This window comes from Duganella sp. AC917, from assembly GCF_979258245.1.
The window spans coordinates 1938185-1956764 of the sequence record NZ_OZ409848.1 but is presented as its reverse complement, the minus strand read 5'-3'; the positions used below and the strand labels follow the sequence as shown (position 1 = coordinate 1956764).

14 protein-coding genes are annotated in these 18580 nt (G+C 62.7%); 8 read left to right on the top strand and 6 right to left on the bottom strand.

Annotated elements, in window-relative coordinates:
- The first annotated feature begins 3 nt into the window (after positions 1-3).
- From ACZ0BA_RS08535 to ACZ0BA_RS08525, 3 genes are read left to right on the top strand one after another with little or no spacing between them, the layout of a single operon-like run.
- A complete protein-coding gene (locus ACZ0BA_RS08535) occupies positions 4-1443 on the top strand; it encodes a glycoside hydrolase family 28 protein (RefSeq protein ID WP_463450860.1) in 1440 nt (479 codons plus the stop codon).
- Positions 1443-2639: a glycoside hydrolase family 88/105 protein gene (locus ACZ0BA_RS08530; protein ID WP_463450859.1), complete on the top strand. Its 1197-nt coding sequence runs from the start codon at positions 1443-1445 to the stop codon at positions 2637-2639. Before ACZ0BA_RS08535 ends, ACZ0BA_RS08530 begins: the two co-directional genes overlap by 1 nt.
- Complete coding sequence (locus ACZ0BA_RS08525; RefSeq protein ID WP_363495213.1) at positions 2636-2950, top strand: L-rhamnose mutarotase; 315 nt, start codon at positions 2636-2638, stop codon at positions 2948-2950. Before ACZ0BA_RS08530 ends, ACZ0BA_RS08525 begins: the two co-directional genes overlap by 4 nt.
- Here ACZ0BA_RS08525 and ACZ0BA_RS08520 read toward each other — a convergent pair.
- Positions 2938-3846 carry an alpha/beta hydrolase gene (locus ACZ0BA_RS08520; protein WP_463450858.1) on the bottom strand — a complete coding sequence of 303 codons (909 nt, stop codon included), beginning with the start codon at positions 3844-3846 and terminating at the stop codon, positions 2938-2940. The genes ACZ0BA_RS08525 and ACZ0BA_RS08520 overlap by 13 nt on opposite strands.
- A 17-nt stretch (positions 3847-3863) precedes the next feature.
- Between ACZ0BA_RS08520 and ACZ0BA_RS08515 the strand changes: the two genes are divergently transcribed.
- Entirely contained in the window at positions 3864-4496 is a 633-nt protein-coding gene (locus ACZ0BA_RS08515) for a 3-keto-disaccharide hydrolase (protein ID WP_463450857.1), read from the top strand.
- Positions 4497-4503: 7 nt separating this feature from the next.
- Here the strand turns inward: ACZ0BA_RS08515 and ACZ0BA_RS08510 are convergent, their stop codons facing one another.
- Positions 4504-5832, bottom strand: a complete 1329-nt coding sequence (locus ACZ0BA_RS08510) for a TolB-like translocation protein (RefSeq protein ID WP_463450856.1) — start codon at positions 5830-5832, stop codon at positions 4504-4506.
- A gap of 125 nt (positions 5833-5957) precedes the next feature.
- Between ACZ0BA_RS08510 and ACZ0BA_RS08505 the strand changes: the two genes are divergently transcribed.
- The gene (locus tag ACZ0BA_RS08505; RefSeq protein ID WP_463450855.1) at positions 5958-7622 is read left to right on the top strand and encodes a rhamnogalacturonan acetylesterase; all 1665 of its coding nucleotides are present in this window, start codon (positions 5958-5960) and stop codon (positions 7620-7622) included.
- 34 nt (positions 7623-7656) lie between these two features.
- On the opposite strand, the gene ACZ0BA_RS08500 is transcribed toward ACZ0BA_RS08505, so the two are convergent.
- Genes ACZ0BA_RS08500 through ACZ0BA_RS08490 form a run of 3 tightly spaced genes read right to left on the bottom strand, consistent with a single transcriptional unit; the run spans position 7657 to position 11260 of the window.
- Complete coding sequence (locus ACZ0BA_RS08500; protein WP_463450854.1) at positions 7657-8616, bottom strand: glycoside hydrolase family 43 protein; 960 nt, start codon at positions 8614-8616, stop codon at positions 7657-7659.
- Position 8617: 1 nt separating this feature from the next.
- The gene (locus tag ACZ0BA_RS08495; RefSeq protein WP_463450853.1) at positions 8618-9994 is read right to left on the bottom strand and encodes a rhamnogalacturonan acetylesterase; all 1377 of its coding nucleotides are present in this window, start codon (positions 9992-9994) and stop codon (positions 8618-8620) included.
- Between the two features lie 42 nt (positions 9995-10036).
- The gene (locus ACZ0BA_RS08490) at positions 10037-11260 is read right to left on the bottom strand and encodes a DUF4861 family protein (protein WP_463450852.1); all 1224 of its coding nucleotides are present in this window, start codon (positions 11258-11260) and stop codon (positions 10037-10039) included.
- 340 nt (positions 11261-11600) lie between these two features.
- On the opposite strand from ACZ0BA_RS08490, the gene ACZ0BA_RS08485 reads away from it, so the two are divergent.
- Genes ACZ0BA_RS08485 through ACZ0BA_RS08475 form a run of 3 tightly spaced genes read left to right on the top strand, consistent with a single transcriptional unit; the run spans position 11601 to position 16125 of the window.
- Positions 11601-14087 (top strand): cellulose binding domain-containing protein, encoded by a 2487-nt coding sequence (locus ACZ0BA_RS08485; protein WP_463450851.1) that lies wholly within the window; start codon positions 11601-11603, stop codon positions 14085-14087.
- A 15-nt stretch (positions 14088-14102) separates the two neighbouring features.
- Positions 14103-14705: a PEP-CTERM sorting domain-containing protein gene (locus ACZ0BA_RS08480; protein WP_463450850.1), complete on the top strand. Its 603-nt coding sequence runs from the start codon at positions 14103-14105 to the stop codon at positions 14703-14705.
- A 22-nt stretch (positions 14706-14727) separates the two neighbouring features.
- A complete protein-coding gene (locus tag ACZ0BA_RS08475; RefSeq protein ID WP_463450849.1) occupies positions 14728-16125 on the top strand; it encodes a glycoside hydrolase family 5 protein in 1398 nt (465 codons plus the stop codon).
- 14 nt (positions 16126-16139) lie between these two features.
- Here ACZ0BA_RS08475 and ACZ0BA_RS08470 read toward each other — a convergent pair whose 3' ends face one another.
- Positions 16140-18509: an acyl-CoA dehydrogenase gene (locus tag ACZ0BA_RS08470; protein WP_463450848.1), complete on the bottom strand. Its 2370-nt coding sequence runs from the start codon at positions 18507-18509 to the stop codon at positions 16140-16142.
- Positions 18510-18580 lie beyond the last annotated feature (71 nt).

Below are 18580 nucleotides of genomic sequence, written 5' to 3'. Positions count from 1 at the left end.
ACCATGAAGATAACCAAGTGGATGCGCCTGGCCGCAACCGTCGTCCTCGCGCTGGGCATGGCAACCGCAGGCGCCAAAACCTATAACGCTTCCACCTACGGCGCCAGGGGCGACGGCGTCACGCTCGACACCAAGGCGATCCAGGCGGCCATCGACGCCGCCGCCAAGGATGGCGGCACAGTGGTGCTCAGCCCCGGCACCTACCTGAGCGGATCGATCTTCGTCAAAACCGGTGTCACGCTGCAGGTTGACAAAGGCGTCACCATCCTCGGCTCGCAGCGGATCGAGGATTATCCGGTCATGCCTACACGGATCGCCGGTATCGAAATGAGCTGGCCTGCTGCGCTGGTCAACGTCTACGAACAGAAAAACGCGGCGATCACCGGTCAGGGAACCATCGACGGCGATGGCAAGATCTTTTGGGACAGCTACTGGACCTTGCGCAAAGCCTATGAGCCGCGCGGCTTGCGGTGGGCCTCCGACTACGATGCCCGGCGTCCGCGCCTGGTTCAGGTATTCAACTCGTCGCAAGTCAAAGTGGGGGGCGGCCTGCTGTTGCGCCGCTCGGGTTTCTGGACGCTACACATCTGCTACTCGACCGATATCACCGTCGATGGCGTAGTCATTCGAAACAACGAGGGTGGACGTGGGCCGTCGACCGACGGTATCGATATCGATTCGTCGAAGAAGATCCTCGTGCAAAACGCCGATATCGCCGTCAACGACGACGCATTGTGCCTGAAGGCCGGGCGCGATTCCGACGGCCAGCGTGTTGCCCGGCCAACCGAGGACGTGATCATCCGCGACTCCATTGTGCGAGACGGCGCCGCAGGCGTCACCTTCGGCAGCGAGACGGCGGGCGGATTCCGTAATGTCGAGGCCTACAATATCACCGTGCTGGACAAAGTCCCTGTCGGTATCCTGTTCAAATCGGCGCACACGCGCGGCGGATTCGGTGAAAATCTGCGCCTGCACGACTTTACGATGAAAGGCACACCGGTCGTCATCCGCATCACGATGAACTGGAATCCGAGCTACAGCTACGCCGAGATCCCCAAGGAGATCAAGGACTATCCCGCCTACTGGAAGGTGCTGGCCACGCCCGTGCCGAGGGAGAAGGGAATCGCGCACTTCCACGATGTACGCATCTGGAATATCAAGGCCACCGGCGCCACCACCGCTTTCGAGGTCGACGGCTACAAGGAAGTGCCGCTGGATCGCTTCAGCCTCGCCAATCTGGATATCGAAGCGGAGAAGGGCGGCCATATCTACGACGCCAAGGCCTGGCAATTCACCGATGCGAAGCTGCGCCTGAAAACGCCGGTCGCCATTGAGGACGCGACGGCGGTACAAGGCCTGCCTGCCGGCAGCGTTGTCGTCAAACCGGCGCCGCCGAAGGAAGATCCAACCAAGAAGAGTTTCGAAGAACAGGACAAGACTTGATGAAGACATCCTATTTTCTCCTTGCGGCGCTGGGCCTTGTCAGCGGCTGCGGCACCACGAACACACAGCAATATCCGCTGCCGACGCCGGCCATGCAGGCCATCGTCGACAAGGACACCAGCCGCCACTTCGGCGACGCACCGGCTGATGGCGGGCCGCTGGCCACCGATCTTTCACCAGCGCTGCAAGCTGCAGCGATCGACAAGGCGCTGCGCAAGGTGGCCGACTGGCAGCTGGCGCGTACATTGCCGCACCTGGACCGGATCTGGACCTCCAGTGTGCTATACAGTGGGTTTATGGCAGCATCCGATGCGACCGGAGACCCCAAATATCGCGATGCCATGCTGGCCATGGCGAACCAGTTCGAATGGAAGCTGCGCACGCCGTATCCCAATGCCGACGATATCAGCGTGGCGCAGACCTATCTGGAACTGTATGAGCGCGATCCATCGTCAGCACGCCTCGGCCCGACCAGGACCGAGCTCGATACCCTGATCAACCTGAAAACGCTCAAGCCGGGCGACGACCGGCTACCTTGGTGGTGGTGCGATGCGCTGTTCATGGCGCCGCCGGTATGGGTGAAGATGTACAAGGCCGCCGGCGAGCGCAAATACCTCGACTACGTGCACGATCAATGGCGCAAGACCTACGATCTGCTGTACGACAAGGAAGATCATTTGTATGCGCGCGACGCCAGCTACATCACCAAACGCGAGACCAACGGCAAGAAGATTTTCTGGTCACGCGGCGAGGGCTGGGTACTTGGCGGTCTGGCGCGCACGCTGGATTACATCCCCGAGAACGACCCGCAAAAGCCGTTCTACGTACAGCAGTTGCGTGAAATGTCCGCCCGTATCGCCAGCTTGCAGGGGGAGGACGGCCTTTGGCACGCGGGCCTGCTCGATCCTGCCAGTTATCCGCTGCCGGAGATCTCCGGTTCGGCGTTGTTCGTGTACGGCATGGCATATGGCGTCAACAAAGGATACCTGGACGCCAAAGTCTACCGCCCAGTAATCGAACGCGCCTGGGCCGGCATCCTTAAAAACATTTATGCTGACGGGCGCCTTGGCGGCATCCAGCAAACCGGCGCGGAGCCGGCGTTCTACCGGCCCGCGTCCAGCTTTAATTATGGCGTTGGCGGCTACCTGCTGGCCGCCGCCGAACTGAAAAAGATGGCCAACGGAGGCAAAAAATGATCACCCGCGCGTTCCGCATGAAGCTTAAACCCGGCACGGTGGATGAATACAAGCGCCGCCACGATGTGCTGTGGCCCGACCTTGCGGCGGCGCTCAAGGAAGCGGGCATCTACGACTACTCCATCTTCCTCGACGAGGAAACGCTGCACCTGTTCGCGGTCCTGAAGCTGGCGCCGGATAACAAGATCGAGGCCTTGCCGGGCCAGCCGGTGATGAAGCGCTGGTGGGACTACATGGCGGACCTGATGGAGGTGGAGCCGGGCAACCGGCCCCGCGAATGGCCGCTGCAGCCGATGTTCTACTTCGCCTGAGTGAGCAGGCCGCGATCGCGCATCCATTCTTCCGCGCGGCGTGGCCACAGCGACGAGGTACCCAGTCCGTCGCGCATGCCCATGCCATGACCACCATGCTCGAACAGGTACATTTCGGCCGGCACCTTGGCCTTGGTCAGCGCCTGGTAGAACAGGATGCTGTTTTCCACCGGGACGGCTTGATCTTCCTGGGTGTGAATCAGCAGCGTTGGCGGTGTGGCGGCAGTGACCTGATTTTCCAGGGACATCAGCTGCAGCGTTTCGGCCGATGGCGCGTCGCCCAGCAAGGCCTTGCGCGAGCCCGCGTGGACGGCCGGCTCCTGCATCGATATCACAGGGTACATCAGCATCAGGAAGTCCGGACGGGCGCTGACGGCGTCCATGGCGGCCCCGGTACGGCCGGCGGGATTATCGAACAGCGTGCCGGCGCTTGCCGCCAGGTGGCCGCCGGCGGAGCTGCCCATGACGCCTATACGCGCCGGGTTGATGTTAAATTCGGCGGCGCGCGAGCGCACCATGCGCACCGCGCGCAGCACGTCCTGCAGCGGGGCGGGATGGCCGTACTCCTGCATGCGATACTTGAGCACAAAGCTGGTGACGCCCAGGGTGCTAAGCCAGTTGGCGTATTGATCGCCTTCGCGCGCCGTGGACATGCGTACATAGCCGCCACCGGGGCAGATGATGACGGCGGTGCCGTTGGGACGGTCGACGGCGGGACCGATCATGGTCAGCGTCGCTTCGCTGACGTTGGAGTTGTAGCCGCTACCGATTTTCTCGGGGCCGATGTCCGTTTTGATTCCGGGCACGCCCTCGGGCCAGAGCTGGATGACGGTGGGGGCGGCGCCGGCCAGGCCGGCGCTAAGGCCGAGGATCAGGGTAATCAGGGTTTTTTTCATAGTGAAGAGAGTATCAGATGATGAATCGAATGGCATGCGCCGCGTTGCTGATTTTATCCACGCACACGGCGGGCGCGGTGGATTTGTTCAACGGCCGCGATTTCAGCGGCTGGGAGTTGAAGACGTCGCCGTCGGCCACCGTGGACAGCGTGTTTCGCATGCTGCCTGATGGTGTCGTCGCCTCGACCGGGCAGCCTTCGGGCTTCCTGGCGACGCTGAACAACTATCGCAACTATGAACTGCATGTGGAATGGCGCTGGAGCGGGAAGCCGGGCAATGGCGGAATCCTGCTGCATATCAGCGATGGCCCGATGGACCGCGTCTGGCCGCGCAGTCTCCAGGTGCAGACCAAGCGCGGCAACGCCGGCGATCTGCTGCCGATGGCGGGCGCCGGTTTTGCCGAGCCATTGACGTCCGCTGCTGGCGCCGAACCGCGCATCAAAGCCCGCACGTCGCCGGACAGCGAGCTGGCGGTCGGTGAGTGGAACGTCTGCGATATCGTCAGCCGCGACGGCAAGGTTGAGGTTTCGATCAATGGCGTTCATCAAAATAGCGTTACGCGCAGCGAGCCGGCGACCGGGCGGATCGGTTTCCAGCTCGAGGGGGCGCCGTATGAGCTGCGGCGCGTGGAGCTAACCGAGCTGGATTGATTTGCGACTAGCGCTTGAGCCACGCCTCCGGCACCGGGACGATGCAGATGTTCATGCTGCGTCCATCCTCCGATAACATCGCCGACTGAATCTGTATGCGCGTGCCGTCGGCATTGAAGGTCGGGTGGGGGTGATCGGCGGCCGTGGGTTTGTGCCCGGTTGTCAGCATGATCATCTCGCGTGTTTTGCGGTCGATCAGATAAACGCTGCGGCTGAAGTCATCGCCCACCGCCCAGCGTCCGTCGGACGATCCGTGTACATGCCACAAACCGCTGCCGGACGGCGTTTGGCCGGCAATCGTCATCTCGCGGGTGCGCAGATTGACGATCGCCAGGCCGCTCGGCTTCTCGCGGGTGCCGGTGATGCCCCAGCCCTCGTCCTGGCCGGGATTCGCACCTTGAACGCCGGTCGCCGGCGCGCCAACCCCGCCGCCACCCTCTGCGATCGGACGATGCCCCATGATCGCCATCGCCACTTCATCCTTCGAGATCACCGCTTCGTGTGTGACCCATTCGTATGGCGCTTCCGGGTAGAGCGGCCGCAGGCCGGTGCCGTCGGCCTTCACGGTCCAGGTACGCTGAGGCGACTTGCCGCCGGTCTCCCAGCAAAAGACAATCTCGCCCGGATTCCACAGATTCGCCTGGATATGACCGATCTGGAAAGGGACGGACACCACGTGTTTGACTTCGCCAGTGCGCACATTCATGCGCGAGATCCCGTTCGGTCCCGCACCCATGCGGCGCGGCCCGAACGCCGGTTCGATTTTCACGCCCGGCGCCAGATGTTTTGCCGCCTCGGTCGGACCGGTGCGGAAGTATGCCCATTCCTCGTCGGCGTCCAGCGCCATGTCGCCGCCGGCTTCCAGATCCGGCGCTGTGGTGCCGCAAATGCGCTGGTAGGCGTCGGCGGATTTGAGTTTGCCGGCCCTGCTGTCGGCCAGCAGCGCCGCCAGATCCACTTCGACGAACTGCAGGCGTTTGGCATCGCTGTCCTTGCGCATGAAGTAGAGCTTCATCGACTTGCGGGCCAGGTTCAACATGCCGACGTATCCACCCTCGGTGACCTGTACCAGTTCGCCGGTTTCCTCGTTGACCGCCATGGCCTCGCCCTTGACCCGCGCGGAGCGGAACACAAGCCACTTGCCGTCGGAGGTCCACTGCGGGTGCGTCGGGTAGATCTTGGAATCGCCGTTTGGCTGGCTTGTCAGGAAGGTCAGCATGGTCCCGGTGACCGGATCCTTGACCACCTTGCGCTCGGACGGGAAGCGCTTGCCGATCTGCGCGTGCGCGCTGCTGGAGAGGATCAGGGCCGCGCAAATCAGGATCTTGGTAATCATCGATGGCTCAAATGGGTTTGGAAGGTTACGATTGTCTGCTCATACTGCTGCTGACACTGCTCATTTTTCTGATTCTTTAGGCTCACCGTACAAGCCCCGAAAAATCCTCGCATAGAATTGGCCCCATGAACAGATACTTCGCTTTCGTCCTCAAACTGTGCTGCGTCGCAGCAGTAGTAACTGCGCCGACGGCTTGGTCGCAAACCCCGCCGGCGGCCGTCAACACCGATCCGCGCAACGCGCAGGTGGTGCTGCCGGAGCCGGCGAATCGGGACCTGCCTTCGCTCATTTTGATCGGCGATTCGACGGTTCGCAACGGCAAGGACGACGGCCAGGGTAAAGGCGCCGCCGGTCAATGGGGATGGGGCCATCCGCTGGCCGCGATGTTCGATCCAGCGAAGATCAATGTGGTCAATCGCGCCATCGGTGGACTGAGCAGCCGCACCTATCTGACCACCAGGCATTGGCAGCGCAGCCTGGCATTCGTCAAGGCGGGAGACGTGGTGCTGATTCAGTTCGGCCACAACGACGCCGGACCGGTCAACGACAACGTCCGCGCGCGCGGCACCATCAAAGGCATCGGCGACGAGGTGGAGGAAATCGACAATCTGATGACCGGAGAGCGCGAAGTGGTGCACACCTACGGCTGGTATTTGCGCACCTTTGTGGCGGACATCAAGGCGCGCGGCGCCACGGCGGTTATCTGTTCGCCGATACCGCGAAAAAGCTGGGGAGACGATGGAAAAATACGCCGAAGCCAGGATGGTTACGCCGGCTGGGCCGAGCAGGTGGCGCGCCAGCAGAAGGTCGGCTTCATCGATCTGAATGGCATGATCGCGCGTCAGTACGACGCCATGGGCCGCGATGAGGTAATGAAGATGTTCCCGCTGGTGACGCCGGACGAGCAGACGCACACCAATCTGGCCGGCGCCGAACTCAATGCCCGTGCCGTGGTCGCCGGCCTCAAGTCCTTGCGCACGCCGGCCGTCATGACCGCATTGAACGCAGCCGGCTTGGCCATCCCCGCCGCCGAGGATGACCGGCCGGTGGTCGATGCCGGCAAGGTCGCCGGAGTGCAGCCCCGCGATCCATCGTTGCCCAGTCTTTTCCTGGTGGGCGACTCGACCGTCAAAAGCGGCGGCACGAACGGCGCGATAGGGTGGGGCGAGCGTATTGCGACGCACTTCGACACGGACAAGATCAATGTCGTCAACCATGCGATCGGTGGCCGCAGCAGCCGCACCTTCTTTACCGAAGGACGTTGGGACAAGGTACTGGCGCAGGTAAAGGCCGGGGACTTCGTCGCGATCCAGTTCGGTCACAACGACGGCGCGCGCATTGGCGATCCGGCCGGGAAAAATCGCGGTTCCGGTCCGGGAACCGGGCCTGAGACGGTCGAAGACACCCGGCCGGACGGCAGCAAGGAGCAGGTCCACACCTTCGGCTGGTACATGGCGCGCTATGTGGCCGATGCGAGGGCCAAAGGCGCCACCGTTATCCTCTTGTCGCCGGTTCCGCACCGAGACGTGTGGGAGCAGGGGCGCGACTTCGCCAGTTATGCGCAGTGGGACGAGGAAGTGGCGCGCGAGGGCGGGGCACAATTCGTGGATCTGACGATGGTCGTCAGCGACGCATACCGCAAGGTTGGCGCCAGTACTGTCGACGGTTTCTTTTCCGATGCCCGCACCCATACCAATGAAGCCGGAGCGCGGTTCAATGCCGCGCGCGTGGTCGACGCGTTCAAGGCCTTGCCGGGCAGTCCATTGGCGGCTTATATGAGACGGGATTGATCCACGCCGCTTGTCCGCCAGTGCTGCACGCTTATTACTGCGGTTGGCGCTTGTTTAACGTCCCAAGCACTTCTTCAGGTACGGCAAACACCGTGCCGTGGCGCAGGCGCAGTGGCGTACCTTCATCCGGGAAGCGCATCTTCGCCGTCACATCCTCCCAGTTCACCATGTCGCTCGAGCGCATGGCGCCGTAATGCTTGGTCGTGTAAGCGTCGTAGTACAGGATGACGTCCTGGCCGATTTGCAGCGCTGTCGGACCTTCCACCCACAGGCCGGGTAGCGTGATGGGCGCGCCGAGTTTGCCGAATGGTCCTTGCAAGTCCGGCGCCGCAGCGATCTGCAAATACTTCTTCGGCGGGTTGCGCGTTTCATCCTTGACCATCAGGTAGTTCTTGCCGTTGGCGCGTACGAAGCTGGCGTCGATCACGCTGAAGCCTGGATCGTAGTACAGTTTCGTCGGCGCGTAGGTCACGAAGTCGCGGGTGGTCGTGTAGTACATGCGGTGGTTGTATTTTTCCTCCGACGAGCCGTCCGTGGCGGCGAAACGCCCAGGTATCGTCGACGCCCAGAAGATCAGGAACTCCCCGCGTTTGTCGTCGTAGACGATCTCCGGCGCCCAGGCGTTCAGCGAACCCGGTTCGTGCGCCATCACCGGCACCTGCTGCTGCGGCGACCAGTTGACCAGATCTTTGGAAGACGCATAGCCGATGTTGTTCTCGTTCCAGCCCGAGGTCCAGACCATGTGATAGGTGCCGTCCGGGCCGCGCACGATGCACGGATCGCGCATCAATTTCGAGTTCCCCACCTTCGGCGTCAGAAAGCTGCGGCCTTCGCCCACCTTGTCCCATTTGTAGCCGTCGGCGCTGCCGGCGAAATGCAGGCCATCTTCACCGTTGCCGGTAAAGTAGGCGAAGACGTAGGCGTCGGCGGCCTGCGACACGAAGCTGACGATCGCCAGCGTTAAGCCAGCGGCCAACTGCCGCGTGATCTTCATATTATTGGTTTGCCTCGTCGCCCAACGGGCGTTGATTGGTGAAGGTGGGACTGGCCGGGAGCAAGAATGCGGTCACGGGGTCGGGATGTGAGGGATCGAAATTGCCGTAGTCTTCGGCGATGAAAGCGGCAACCGGCAGGCCGTTCTGCCGTATACCCGTCAATACCGCCTGCGCCAGTTCGTAACCACCGTAGTTGTTGTGGTGCGTGTTGTCGATGCGTCCGGGTTGCGGTTCGGCGAAGGCTTTCTTCGATAGCTCCGGGCCCAGCGCTTCGTAGAACGGTTTACTCATCGCATTCAGGTCGATAAAGGCCACGCCCAATTCCTTCGCCGATTCGCGGGCTGCGTCGGCGTAGTCCCGCAGCGATGGCACAACCTTGCCGGCGGCGTCGAAATTACGGCGTTCCATCGAAGACACGATCACGGGAACACCGCCGTGCGCGCGGATGGCGTCGACATGGGCGCGTATCTCGTCCTTGTAGGTGGTGAAAGGCCCGCCCTTGTTGTCCTTGATCTGTTTTTGGTCGTTGTGCCCGAACTGCATTAAGACCGTGTCGCCGGGGCGCATCGCGCTGACGACCTTGTCCAACCGCCTGCGCGCCAAAGAGTCGCGATAGGTTTCGCCGGATTCCGCATGGTTGGCGACGGCGATGCCGGGCTTGAGAAACCGCGGCAGCATTTGTCCCCAGCTGCTATAAGGCTCGCCCGGCTGGTCGCAGACGGTGGAGTCGCCGAGCAGGAACAGCGTCGGCGCATTGATCGGGACGATTTCGATAGCGCTGATCGCCGGATTCGTGCCGTTGATTTCCAACGTCAGGCGCTTGTCCCAGTTCCAGGCTTCTTCCACCGTTTCGCGTGGCGCCTTCAGCTTGACGCTGCCGGCGGCGATGCTTGCTACCGCCGGTATGCGGGGCGAACGGACATTGACTGTGAAGCTACGTTTGAGCGTGGCGCCCGGCGCGGTCGATATACTCTCCAGCATCAGCCGGCGCAATTCCGATTTCACCGTGGTATTGGACGCCGTCTCGCCGCCGCCGAAGGTGATGGTGACGTTGTAATTGCCTTCGGGCAGATCGACGGAAAAGAAGAACGGCTTGTCGGCGGCGAGGTGGCCGGAACCCGCCGCGACATTGCGCACAACGGCGCCCGGCTCGAAGCCGAAGCCGCGCTTTTCGTCGTAGTCCATACCTGGTTGCACGGCAGTGTAGCCCGCAGGCGGCTTGCCACCGCCGAAGGCCAGTCGCCACGAATCGGTGCTTGCCGCCGCCTGGGCAGGACCGCATGCTGCCAACGCCATAATAGAAAACCCTGCCAACAGCCGCGCCGAGGAGAAACGGCTTGCCACTGGCAGGGAAGGAGTGCCCGGTTTAAACAGCATTGCTTAATTTACCTAATTTAAGCTGCCTGATTCAAGCTGATTTTATTTGCTCGCGCCCAGCGTAACGCTGACTGGCGCGCGCACGCGCGCAGCATGCGCCGCCACATACTTCTGCCAGTCTGCAAAGGTCGCGAAGTCGCCGCCACGGGTCCAGCCGGAACCCACGTAGTAGCGCAGCGGCTGGCCAGATACGACTTTGGCCAGCATCAGCTGATTGAGTTTGTCTTCGGCGTAGCCCTTCTCGTCGGCGGTCGGCAAGATGACGGCGGTACCGAAGGCGCCGTTCGATTTTTGCTCCACCCACTGCAGCATCGAGCGATCGGCCGGAACGGTCGATGGCTTGACGACGGCTTCCTGGCCTTTGTCGGCAGGCGTTTTGTTCAGCCCCACGGCGGCGGTCAGCTGCTGCGGACCGGCGAAGGTGAAGGTGCTGTCGATCTGGTCGAAATAGTGACCGGCATCGACGGTGAAGCGTTTGACTTCCGAAACCTTGGTGCCGGCGGCATCCCAGCCGTCGTAGTTCAATTCGAAGATGGCGCGCACCGGACCGTTGGCGATGACTTTCCATGTCGCGTAATTCACGCTGGTGAACAAGGCGCTGCCGTCCCAAATGCCGGTGCCGCCCGCGCCGCGCGATTTGCCGACGTTGTACATGTCCATGCCTTCGCCTTCATCATGGTGATAATGGTCGTGGCCCTTGTTGTACCAGCGGTCGACGATCGGATAGGCGACGCGCTTGTGCCATATATCCATGCCGCTGGTGACCAGCACTTCCTTGCCGCTGCCTTCCGGCGCCGGCGCGGACAGCGCGGGACCGTAGGTGCGGTGCGCCACCTTGTCGTTCTCCCACGCGAAATCGTCCAGGCGTTCCTGGATGTAGCGGGCCGAGACCTTGCTCGGGAAGGGCGGCGCCATCGCCTCGATCTTCTCGACCGTGAAGGTGGCCTTCTTTTCGCCGGCGGCGAAGTTATGCTGGAAAATCAGGTCGCCGTACGCGATGCCGACGTTCTTCGGGTCCTTGGCCTGCGGGGCGACATTGGTGACCTGGTACGGCAGCACGCGGCCGGCGGCGTCTTTCACTTCGATATGCTGCAGCAGGGCGCCAGGCAGCACGCGATTGACTTCGGACCAAGGGACGGTGATGGTCTCCGACGGACGTGCCGCGTCCAGATTGTGCGTGACGGTGACGGTCAAACGGTCGGCGGCGAAGCCGGCGCCGGCTGCGGCCAGTGCGGTAGGTACGAACAGGATGTGGCGAAGGTTCATGTATTTACCAATGTTAGTGACGACGTTATGGAAGCGGGTATTTCCGAGACTGTACCGCATCTTGCATATTCGGCAAAGCACGAATGAAACCGTCATGCCGACCGCCGTCGTCTCCGTAATGTTCTGCTTTTCGGCTGCGATGAGTATCGATAATCGAATTGATAGTGTCAACGGCGGACGCGATCTAATCAAATTTATGACTGAAGCTAGTAATAGTTCGTAAGCCAAATTTCGTTGTGCGCTCTGGTGATTTTCGTAATTGCGGCGGCCTTGACGACATCGCAGAATGGTCGAACGCGCATCATAGACGCGATAACTATAAATCCAAGAGAGACAAAAAATGAAAATCAAGCCCGTTGTGGCGCTGCTTGCGGCAGCGTTGTCGATCCCGCTCGTCTCCACGGCGGAAAACTACCACTGGGACTCGGTCGCCATCGGCGGCGGAGGCTTCGTCACCGGGGTAGTCCCTAGCAAGAGTGAACGCGATGTCGTCTACGTCCGCACGGACGTCGGCGGCGCCTATCGCTGGGATGCCGGCAAGTCGCGCTGGGCCTCGATGACCGACTGGATAGGGCAGAGCGATGTTGGCCTGCTTGGCATCGAGTCGCTCGCGGTCGATCCGCACAACGCGGCCAACGTCTATATGCTGGCCGGCACCAGCTATTTCAGCGGCGGCAAGACCGCCGTGCTGCGCTCCAGCGACTACGGCAAAACCTTCACCGTCACCGACGTCAGTAGCCAATTCAAATCCCACGGTAACGGTATGGGACGTCAGAATGGCGAGAAGCTGCAGGTCGATCCCGGTTCCGGCAATGTGCTTTATGCGGGCACGCGCCGCGACGGCTTGTTCAAGAGCGCCGACGCCGGCGCGACCTGGAACCGCATGCCGGGCTTCGACGTCACCAGCACGCCGAACGACAATGGCGTCAGCTTCGTACTGCTCGACCCGACCAGCGTCGACGGCGGCCTGGCGCAGCGCATGTTCGTCGGCGTGTCGCGCTTCGATTCGGCGGGGCCCAACCTGTACTTCAGCTATGACGCGGGCGAAACCTTCGTGCCGGTCGAAGGCGGTCCCGCCGGGCTGATGCCACAGCGCGCGGTGCTGTCCGCCGAGGGACTGCTGTACATCACCTACGCCAACGGCGCCGGTCCGCACCCGGGCAGCGACGAACCAATGGACAACGGCCAGGTATGGGAGTACGACGCCGTCGGCGGCAACTGGACCAACATCACGCCGGCCGGCTTCGCGCGTCCGTTCGGCGGTATCAGCCTTGACCGCAACGATCCCAAACACCTGGTGGTATCGACCATCAACACCTGGATGCAGCAGGGCGCCAACCAGTACGGCGACCGCATTTTCACGTCGAGGGATGCCGGCCGCACCTGGACCGACGTTGTGGCGCGCGGCTTCGCGATCGACGCCAAGGGCGCCAACTGGATCACCGACACCTCGATCCACTGGGCCGGCTCGGTCGAAATCGATCCGTTCGATGGCAAGAAGGTGTGGGTGGTATCCGGTAACGGCTTGTTCAAGACAAACGACATCGACGCCAACACCACTACCTGGAACTTCGACGTGGCCGGGCTGGAGGAAACCGTGCCGTTCGATTTCCAGAGCATTCCGAACGGACCGTTGGTGTCGGTGATCGGCGATTTCGATGGCTTCATCAACAGCGATCCGTCCCAGTACGGCGTGCGCCATACGCCGCAAACCGGCACTACGACAGGGCTGGCCATCGCAGCGCAGGACCCGCGCATCATGGCGCGCGTCGGCAACGATATGTACTACACCACCAACAGCGGCTCGAGCTGGACCAAGTCGCCGGTGCTGAACGGCGCCAAGGGCTACATCGCGCTGTCGGCCGACGGTTTCGCCCTGCTGCATAGCCCCGCCGATTCGGCCATCAGCTATCGCTCGACCAACTTCGGCGCCAGCTGGGCGGCCATCTCCGGGCTCACGGCAAGCAATGCGCGCCCAGTTGCCGATCCGGTCAACCCGACGAAGTTCTACGCCTACGACAACGGCAGGCTGCTGGCCAGCGTCGACGGCGGCGCCTCGTTCGCCGTCAAAAGTACGCTCGCCTCGGGCGGTTCGAAACTGATTCGCCCTGCGCCCGGACGCGAGGGCGACCTGTGGGTTTGCCTGAATGGCAGTGGTTTGTCGCGCTCCACCGACTCCGGCGCAACGTTCAGCAAGATCGCAACGGTGAACCAGTGCGACGCTGTCGGTTTCGGCAAAACCGCGCCGCAGGCCGGCTATCCAACCGTCTACCTTCACGGCACCGTCGGCAGCGTCCACGGCATGATGCGCTCGACCGACGCCGGCGCCACCTGGGTGCGCGTCAACGACGCCGCCCACCAATACGGCGGGTTGGCCAACGGCGGCATGGTTGCCGGAGACATGAACGTCTACGGCCGGGTGTACATGAGCACCGCCGGAAGGGGCATCGCCTACGGCACGCCGGCGACCGCTGGCGAGGTGCTGGTGACGCCGGTGACCGCAGGCCCGCCCGTGGTGACGCCGCAACCGGTCAACGAATGCAGCTACGTCGTCACCGCATCCTGGTCGGGTGGCTATAACGCGGCCGTCCGCATCAAGAACAACCGTTCGACCGCCGTCAATGGCTGGGCGGTCAGCTGGACCTACACCGACAATTCCAGCGTCCAGGGGTTCTGGAACGCCGAGGTCACCGGCGCGCCGCCGACCTACACGGCCATGCCGAACCAAAGCTGGAACACGAACATTCAGCCCGGCGACACCGCCGAATTCGGGATCACGGTCAGCGGCGAGGCTATTCCCGTCGTCACCGGCGACGCTTGCAAATAACGAGAGACAAACATCATGAAAAAATTACTGACTGGTTTCTTGGCCGGCGCCGTGCTCGCACTCGCATCGCCTGTCCACGCCACTGTTGTGGACTTCGATGACGTCAGCGCCGGCGGCAAGCTGTCGACACTCTCCAAATACAATCCTTACGAGGATCTGACCTGGACCAACAGCTGGTTCCTGGGCGACACCGCCGTCAATGGCTACAGCAATGGCGCGCATTCGGGCACGCAGTTCGTCTCCAACGGATTCGGCGTGAATAATCTGGGCATCAGCAGCGCGACGGCGTTCAATCTGGACGGCGCATGGTTCGCCACACCCGCCACCAACGGGTCGAAAGCCACGTGGATCAACATTACCGCCTACGATGCGGCGAACCAGCTGATAGGCAGCACCGGCAATATCGCCATCAATGGCAGCTATAGCTGGGTGCAAGCCGGCTTCACCAACGTATCCCGGTTGACGATCACGCGCGACAAGGGTTGGTTCGTGATGGACGACCTGTCGATGTCCGCCATCGGCCCGGTTCCGAGCCCTGTGCCGGAGCCGGGCGCCCTGGTCCTGCTGGCGGCGGGATTGCTGATGACGGGTTTTGCCGCAGCGCGCCGGAAGTCCTAACCACGTAACCACGAAAGGTCACATGATGAAACCCTTTTTATCGATGATGCTTTTCCTCCTAGCGCTGGGCGCGGGGCCGCTCGCGCAGGCGCAGAATTGCGGCAGTGGTGGCGGCGCGACCGTCTGCCTGACCGCAACCGGCTCGCCGGATAATATCAAGTTGACCTGGACGGTCAGCGGCGCCGTGACCGGCATCCAGGTCTACCGCGACACCGACAGCGATACGGCCGGCCGCAGCCGGTTGGCGATGCTGGCCGTATCGGCCACCACCTACACCGACACCACGCCGGCGCAGGGCACGCCGTATTGGTACTGGATCAAGTTCACCACCAGCGGCGGCACCTACAATTCCGGCGCGGCCACGGCGCTGCGTTCCGGCGCGGTGCGCAACCTGACCAGCCTCCAGCTGGCGGCGCAGATGTCGCCCGGCTGGAACCTGGGTAACTCGCTGGAGGCCATTGGCGGCGAGACCGCCTGGGGCAATCCGCAAGCCAACCAGGCGCTATTCAACGGCGTCAAGGCGGCGGGCTTCAAGAGCGTGCGCATTCCGGTGTCGTGGAGCCAATACGCCGACGCCAACTACAACATCAGCGCCAGCTGGATGGCGCGTGTGAAGCAGGTGGTCGATTACGCCCGCAGCGCCGGCCTCTATGTGATCATCAACGTTCATTGGGATGGCGGCTGGATGCAGCCTTCGTTTGCCCAGCAGGCGGCGGTGAACTCGCGCCTGAACAAATTCTGGACGCAGATCGGCAACAACTTTAAAACCTACGACGACTATCTGCTGTTCGCCGGCACCAACGAGACCAATATCGAGGGGGTGTTCAGCGCGCCGACAGCGGAGAACTGCACCGTGCAGAAGAGTTTTAACCAGACCTTCGTCAACGCGGTTCGCGCCACTGGCGGTAACAACGCCCAGCGGCATCTGGTGGTGCAGGGATATCTGACCAATATCGATTACACGGTGGGGTGCAACGCGACGATGCCGACCGATTCGGTGGCCAGCCGTTTGATGATGGAGGTGCACTACTACGATCCGTACAACTTCACGCTGAGCGAGAGCGACAATATCTGGCAGTGGGGCGCCAGCGCCACCAATCCGGCGGCCACCGAGACCTGGGCCAACGAGTCGTTCACCGACGGGCAGTTCCAGAAGATGAAGACGAATTTCATCGACAAGGGTGTGCCGGTGATCCTGGGCGAGTATTCGGCCAACTTGCGCAGCAATGTCGACCCGACCGGCAAGTACCGCAAGCTGTGGAATCAGTACATCACCCAGGCGGCCTTCAAGCGCGGCATAGTGCCGATGTACTGGGACAGCGGCTACACCGGCAACCACGCCTCGGGACTGTTCAACCGCGCGAACGGCACCCAGGCGTATCCCGATGTCGTCACCGGTATCATCAACGCCGCTAAATAAATCAAGAACCCGGGTCAGGCCTCGACGGCGATTTCCGTCGCCGACATGCGCCAGCGCTTGTCGGCGTCGGCGGCGGCGTTGAGGTCTTGAGGGAAATCGTCCACATGCACCGACAGGTCGGTAAAGCGCGCGAAGTCCGATAATGCGCGGCGTTCCTCCGGCGTCACCAGACCTTTGGCGGCTGCCCGGGTGACCCATTGCTCCATCTCCGGCAGGCTCTGTGGCATGCCATCGAGCTGGCCGGAGCGCACCGCCGGCTTGAGACGGTGTTCAACCGCTTCCACCTGTGGCAGCAGGGCGAAGGCCAGTTCGCCGCATGCCACCGGATCGCGCAGATCGTCGGCCAGGAAGCCATCGGCCAGCAATCGTTCGCGGCTTGCACCGGCGGTCTGCATGGCGTTCGCCACGGCGCTACCCAATGCATCGGACGGCGGCGCGTACGGAAGCCCGAACGGGAACGTCAGCAGGCGCGCCAGGACGGCGGCGGGGCGGTTGGGGAAGTTTTCCAGCACGCCGTCCAATGCCAGCTGCGCCTTGTGCAGCGCGTCCTGCACCGACCAGTGGACGTAGGGCGCGTCGGCTATCTGCCGGCCATCGTCCTCGTAGCGCTTCAACGTGGCGCTGGCGAGGTACATCTGCGACAGCGCGTCGCCAAGTCGGCCGGAAATGCGTTCGCGGCGTTTCAATTCCCCTCCCAGCACGAACATCGACACATCGGTCATCAGCGCGAACGCGGTGGACATGCGGCCGATGGCGCGGTAGTAGCCGGCCATTTCCGCAGCCGCCTGCTCCGGCACCGGCGCAGTGCCGCCGCCTGTCAGCCCGTACCACAGGCCGCGCGCCGCGTTGGCGCAAACGAAGCGCATATGGCCGAAGAAGGCCGCATCGAAATCGTGCAGCGCCTTGCGGTGGTCGCTGTCGGCCGTGGCCTGCATTTCCTTCAGCACGTAGGGATGCGAGCGGATCGCGCCCTGGCCGAAAATGATCAGGCAGCGCGTGAGAATGTTGGCGCCTTCGACGGTGATGGCGATCGGGATCTGCTGGTAGGCGCGGGCGAGGAAATTACTCGGTCCCATGCAGATGCCTTTGCCGCCCAGGATATCCATGCCGTCGTTGACCACGGCGCGGCCACGCTCGGTGACATGGTACTTGGCGATGGCCGAGATCACGGCCGGCTTCTCGCCCAGATCGACGGCCAACGCCGACAGCTTGCGGGTCGCGTCCATCATGTACAGATTGCCGCCCATGCGGGCCAGCGCTTCCTGCACGCCTTCGAATTTGCCGATAGAGGTTTTGAACTGCCGGCGGATCGCGCAGTAGGCGCTGGTGCCGCGCACCGCCAGCTTGGCCGTGCCGACGCTGGCAGAAGGCAGCGAAATCGCCCGTCCGGCCGCCAGGCATTCCATCAGCATGCGCCAGCCCTTGCCGATCTGGCCCGGGCCGCCGATGATCCATTCCATCGGGATGAAGACGTTGTCGCCGCTGGTCGGACCGTTCTGGAACACGGCGTTCAGCGGCCAGTGGCGGCGGCCGATCACCACGCCGGGATGGGTGGTCGGGATCAGCGCGCAGGTGATGCCGGTGCTGGTCCCGGCCGGCAGCAGGCCATCCGGATCGACGACGCGGAAAGCCAGGCCCAGCAAGGTGGCGATCGGCCCCAGCGTGATGTAACGCTTGTTCCAGGTGATGCGCAGGCCCAGCGTCTCGCGGCCCTCGAACTGGCCCATGCACACCACGCCCGTATCAGGAATCGCGGCGGCGTCCGAGCCGGCGTAGGGACTGGTCAGCGCGAAGCAGGGGATTTCGGTGCCGGCGGCCAGGCGCGGCAGATAGTAGTTCTTCTGTTCGTCGGTGCCATAGTGCAGCAGCAGTTCGGCCGGGCCAAGCGAATTGGGCACCATGACCTGCACCGCCAGCGCCGAGCAGCGCGTCGACAGCTGCATTACCACTTGCGAATGCATGTAGGCGGAAAACGCCTTGCCGCCATATTCCTTCGGGATGATCATGCCGAGGAAGCCCTTGTCGCGGGCGTATTGCCAGGCCGGTGCCGGCAGGCCTTGCCAGACTTGCGTCGCTTCCCAGTCGTCGACCAGTTCGCACAGATGGCGCACTTCGTTGTCGAGGAACGATTGTTCCTCCGCCGTCAGCGTGGGACGCGGCAGCTTCATGAACTTGTTCCAGTCGGGTCGGCCCGAGAACAGGTCGGCGTCCCACCAGGTGGTGCCGGCTTCAAGCGCGTCGCGCTCGGTGTCGGACATGGCAGGCAGGATGCGCTTGAACAGCGCGAAGATATGCGGGGTGACCAGGCTGCGGCGCAGCGACGGTGTGGCGAGGATGATGGCGGGAACGCCGATCACTATCACGAAGAAGAAAAATAAGATCATATCGTGCTCCTTTATTATTGGAGCACCATACCGCTCAGGAAACTAAATTACCGTGCGTTCACGCGCATAAC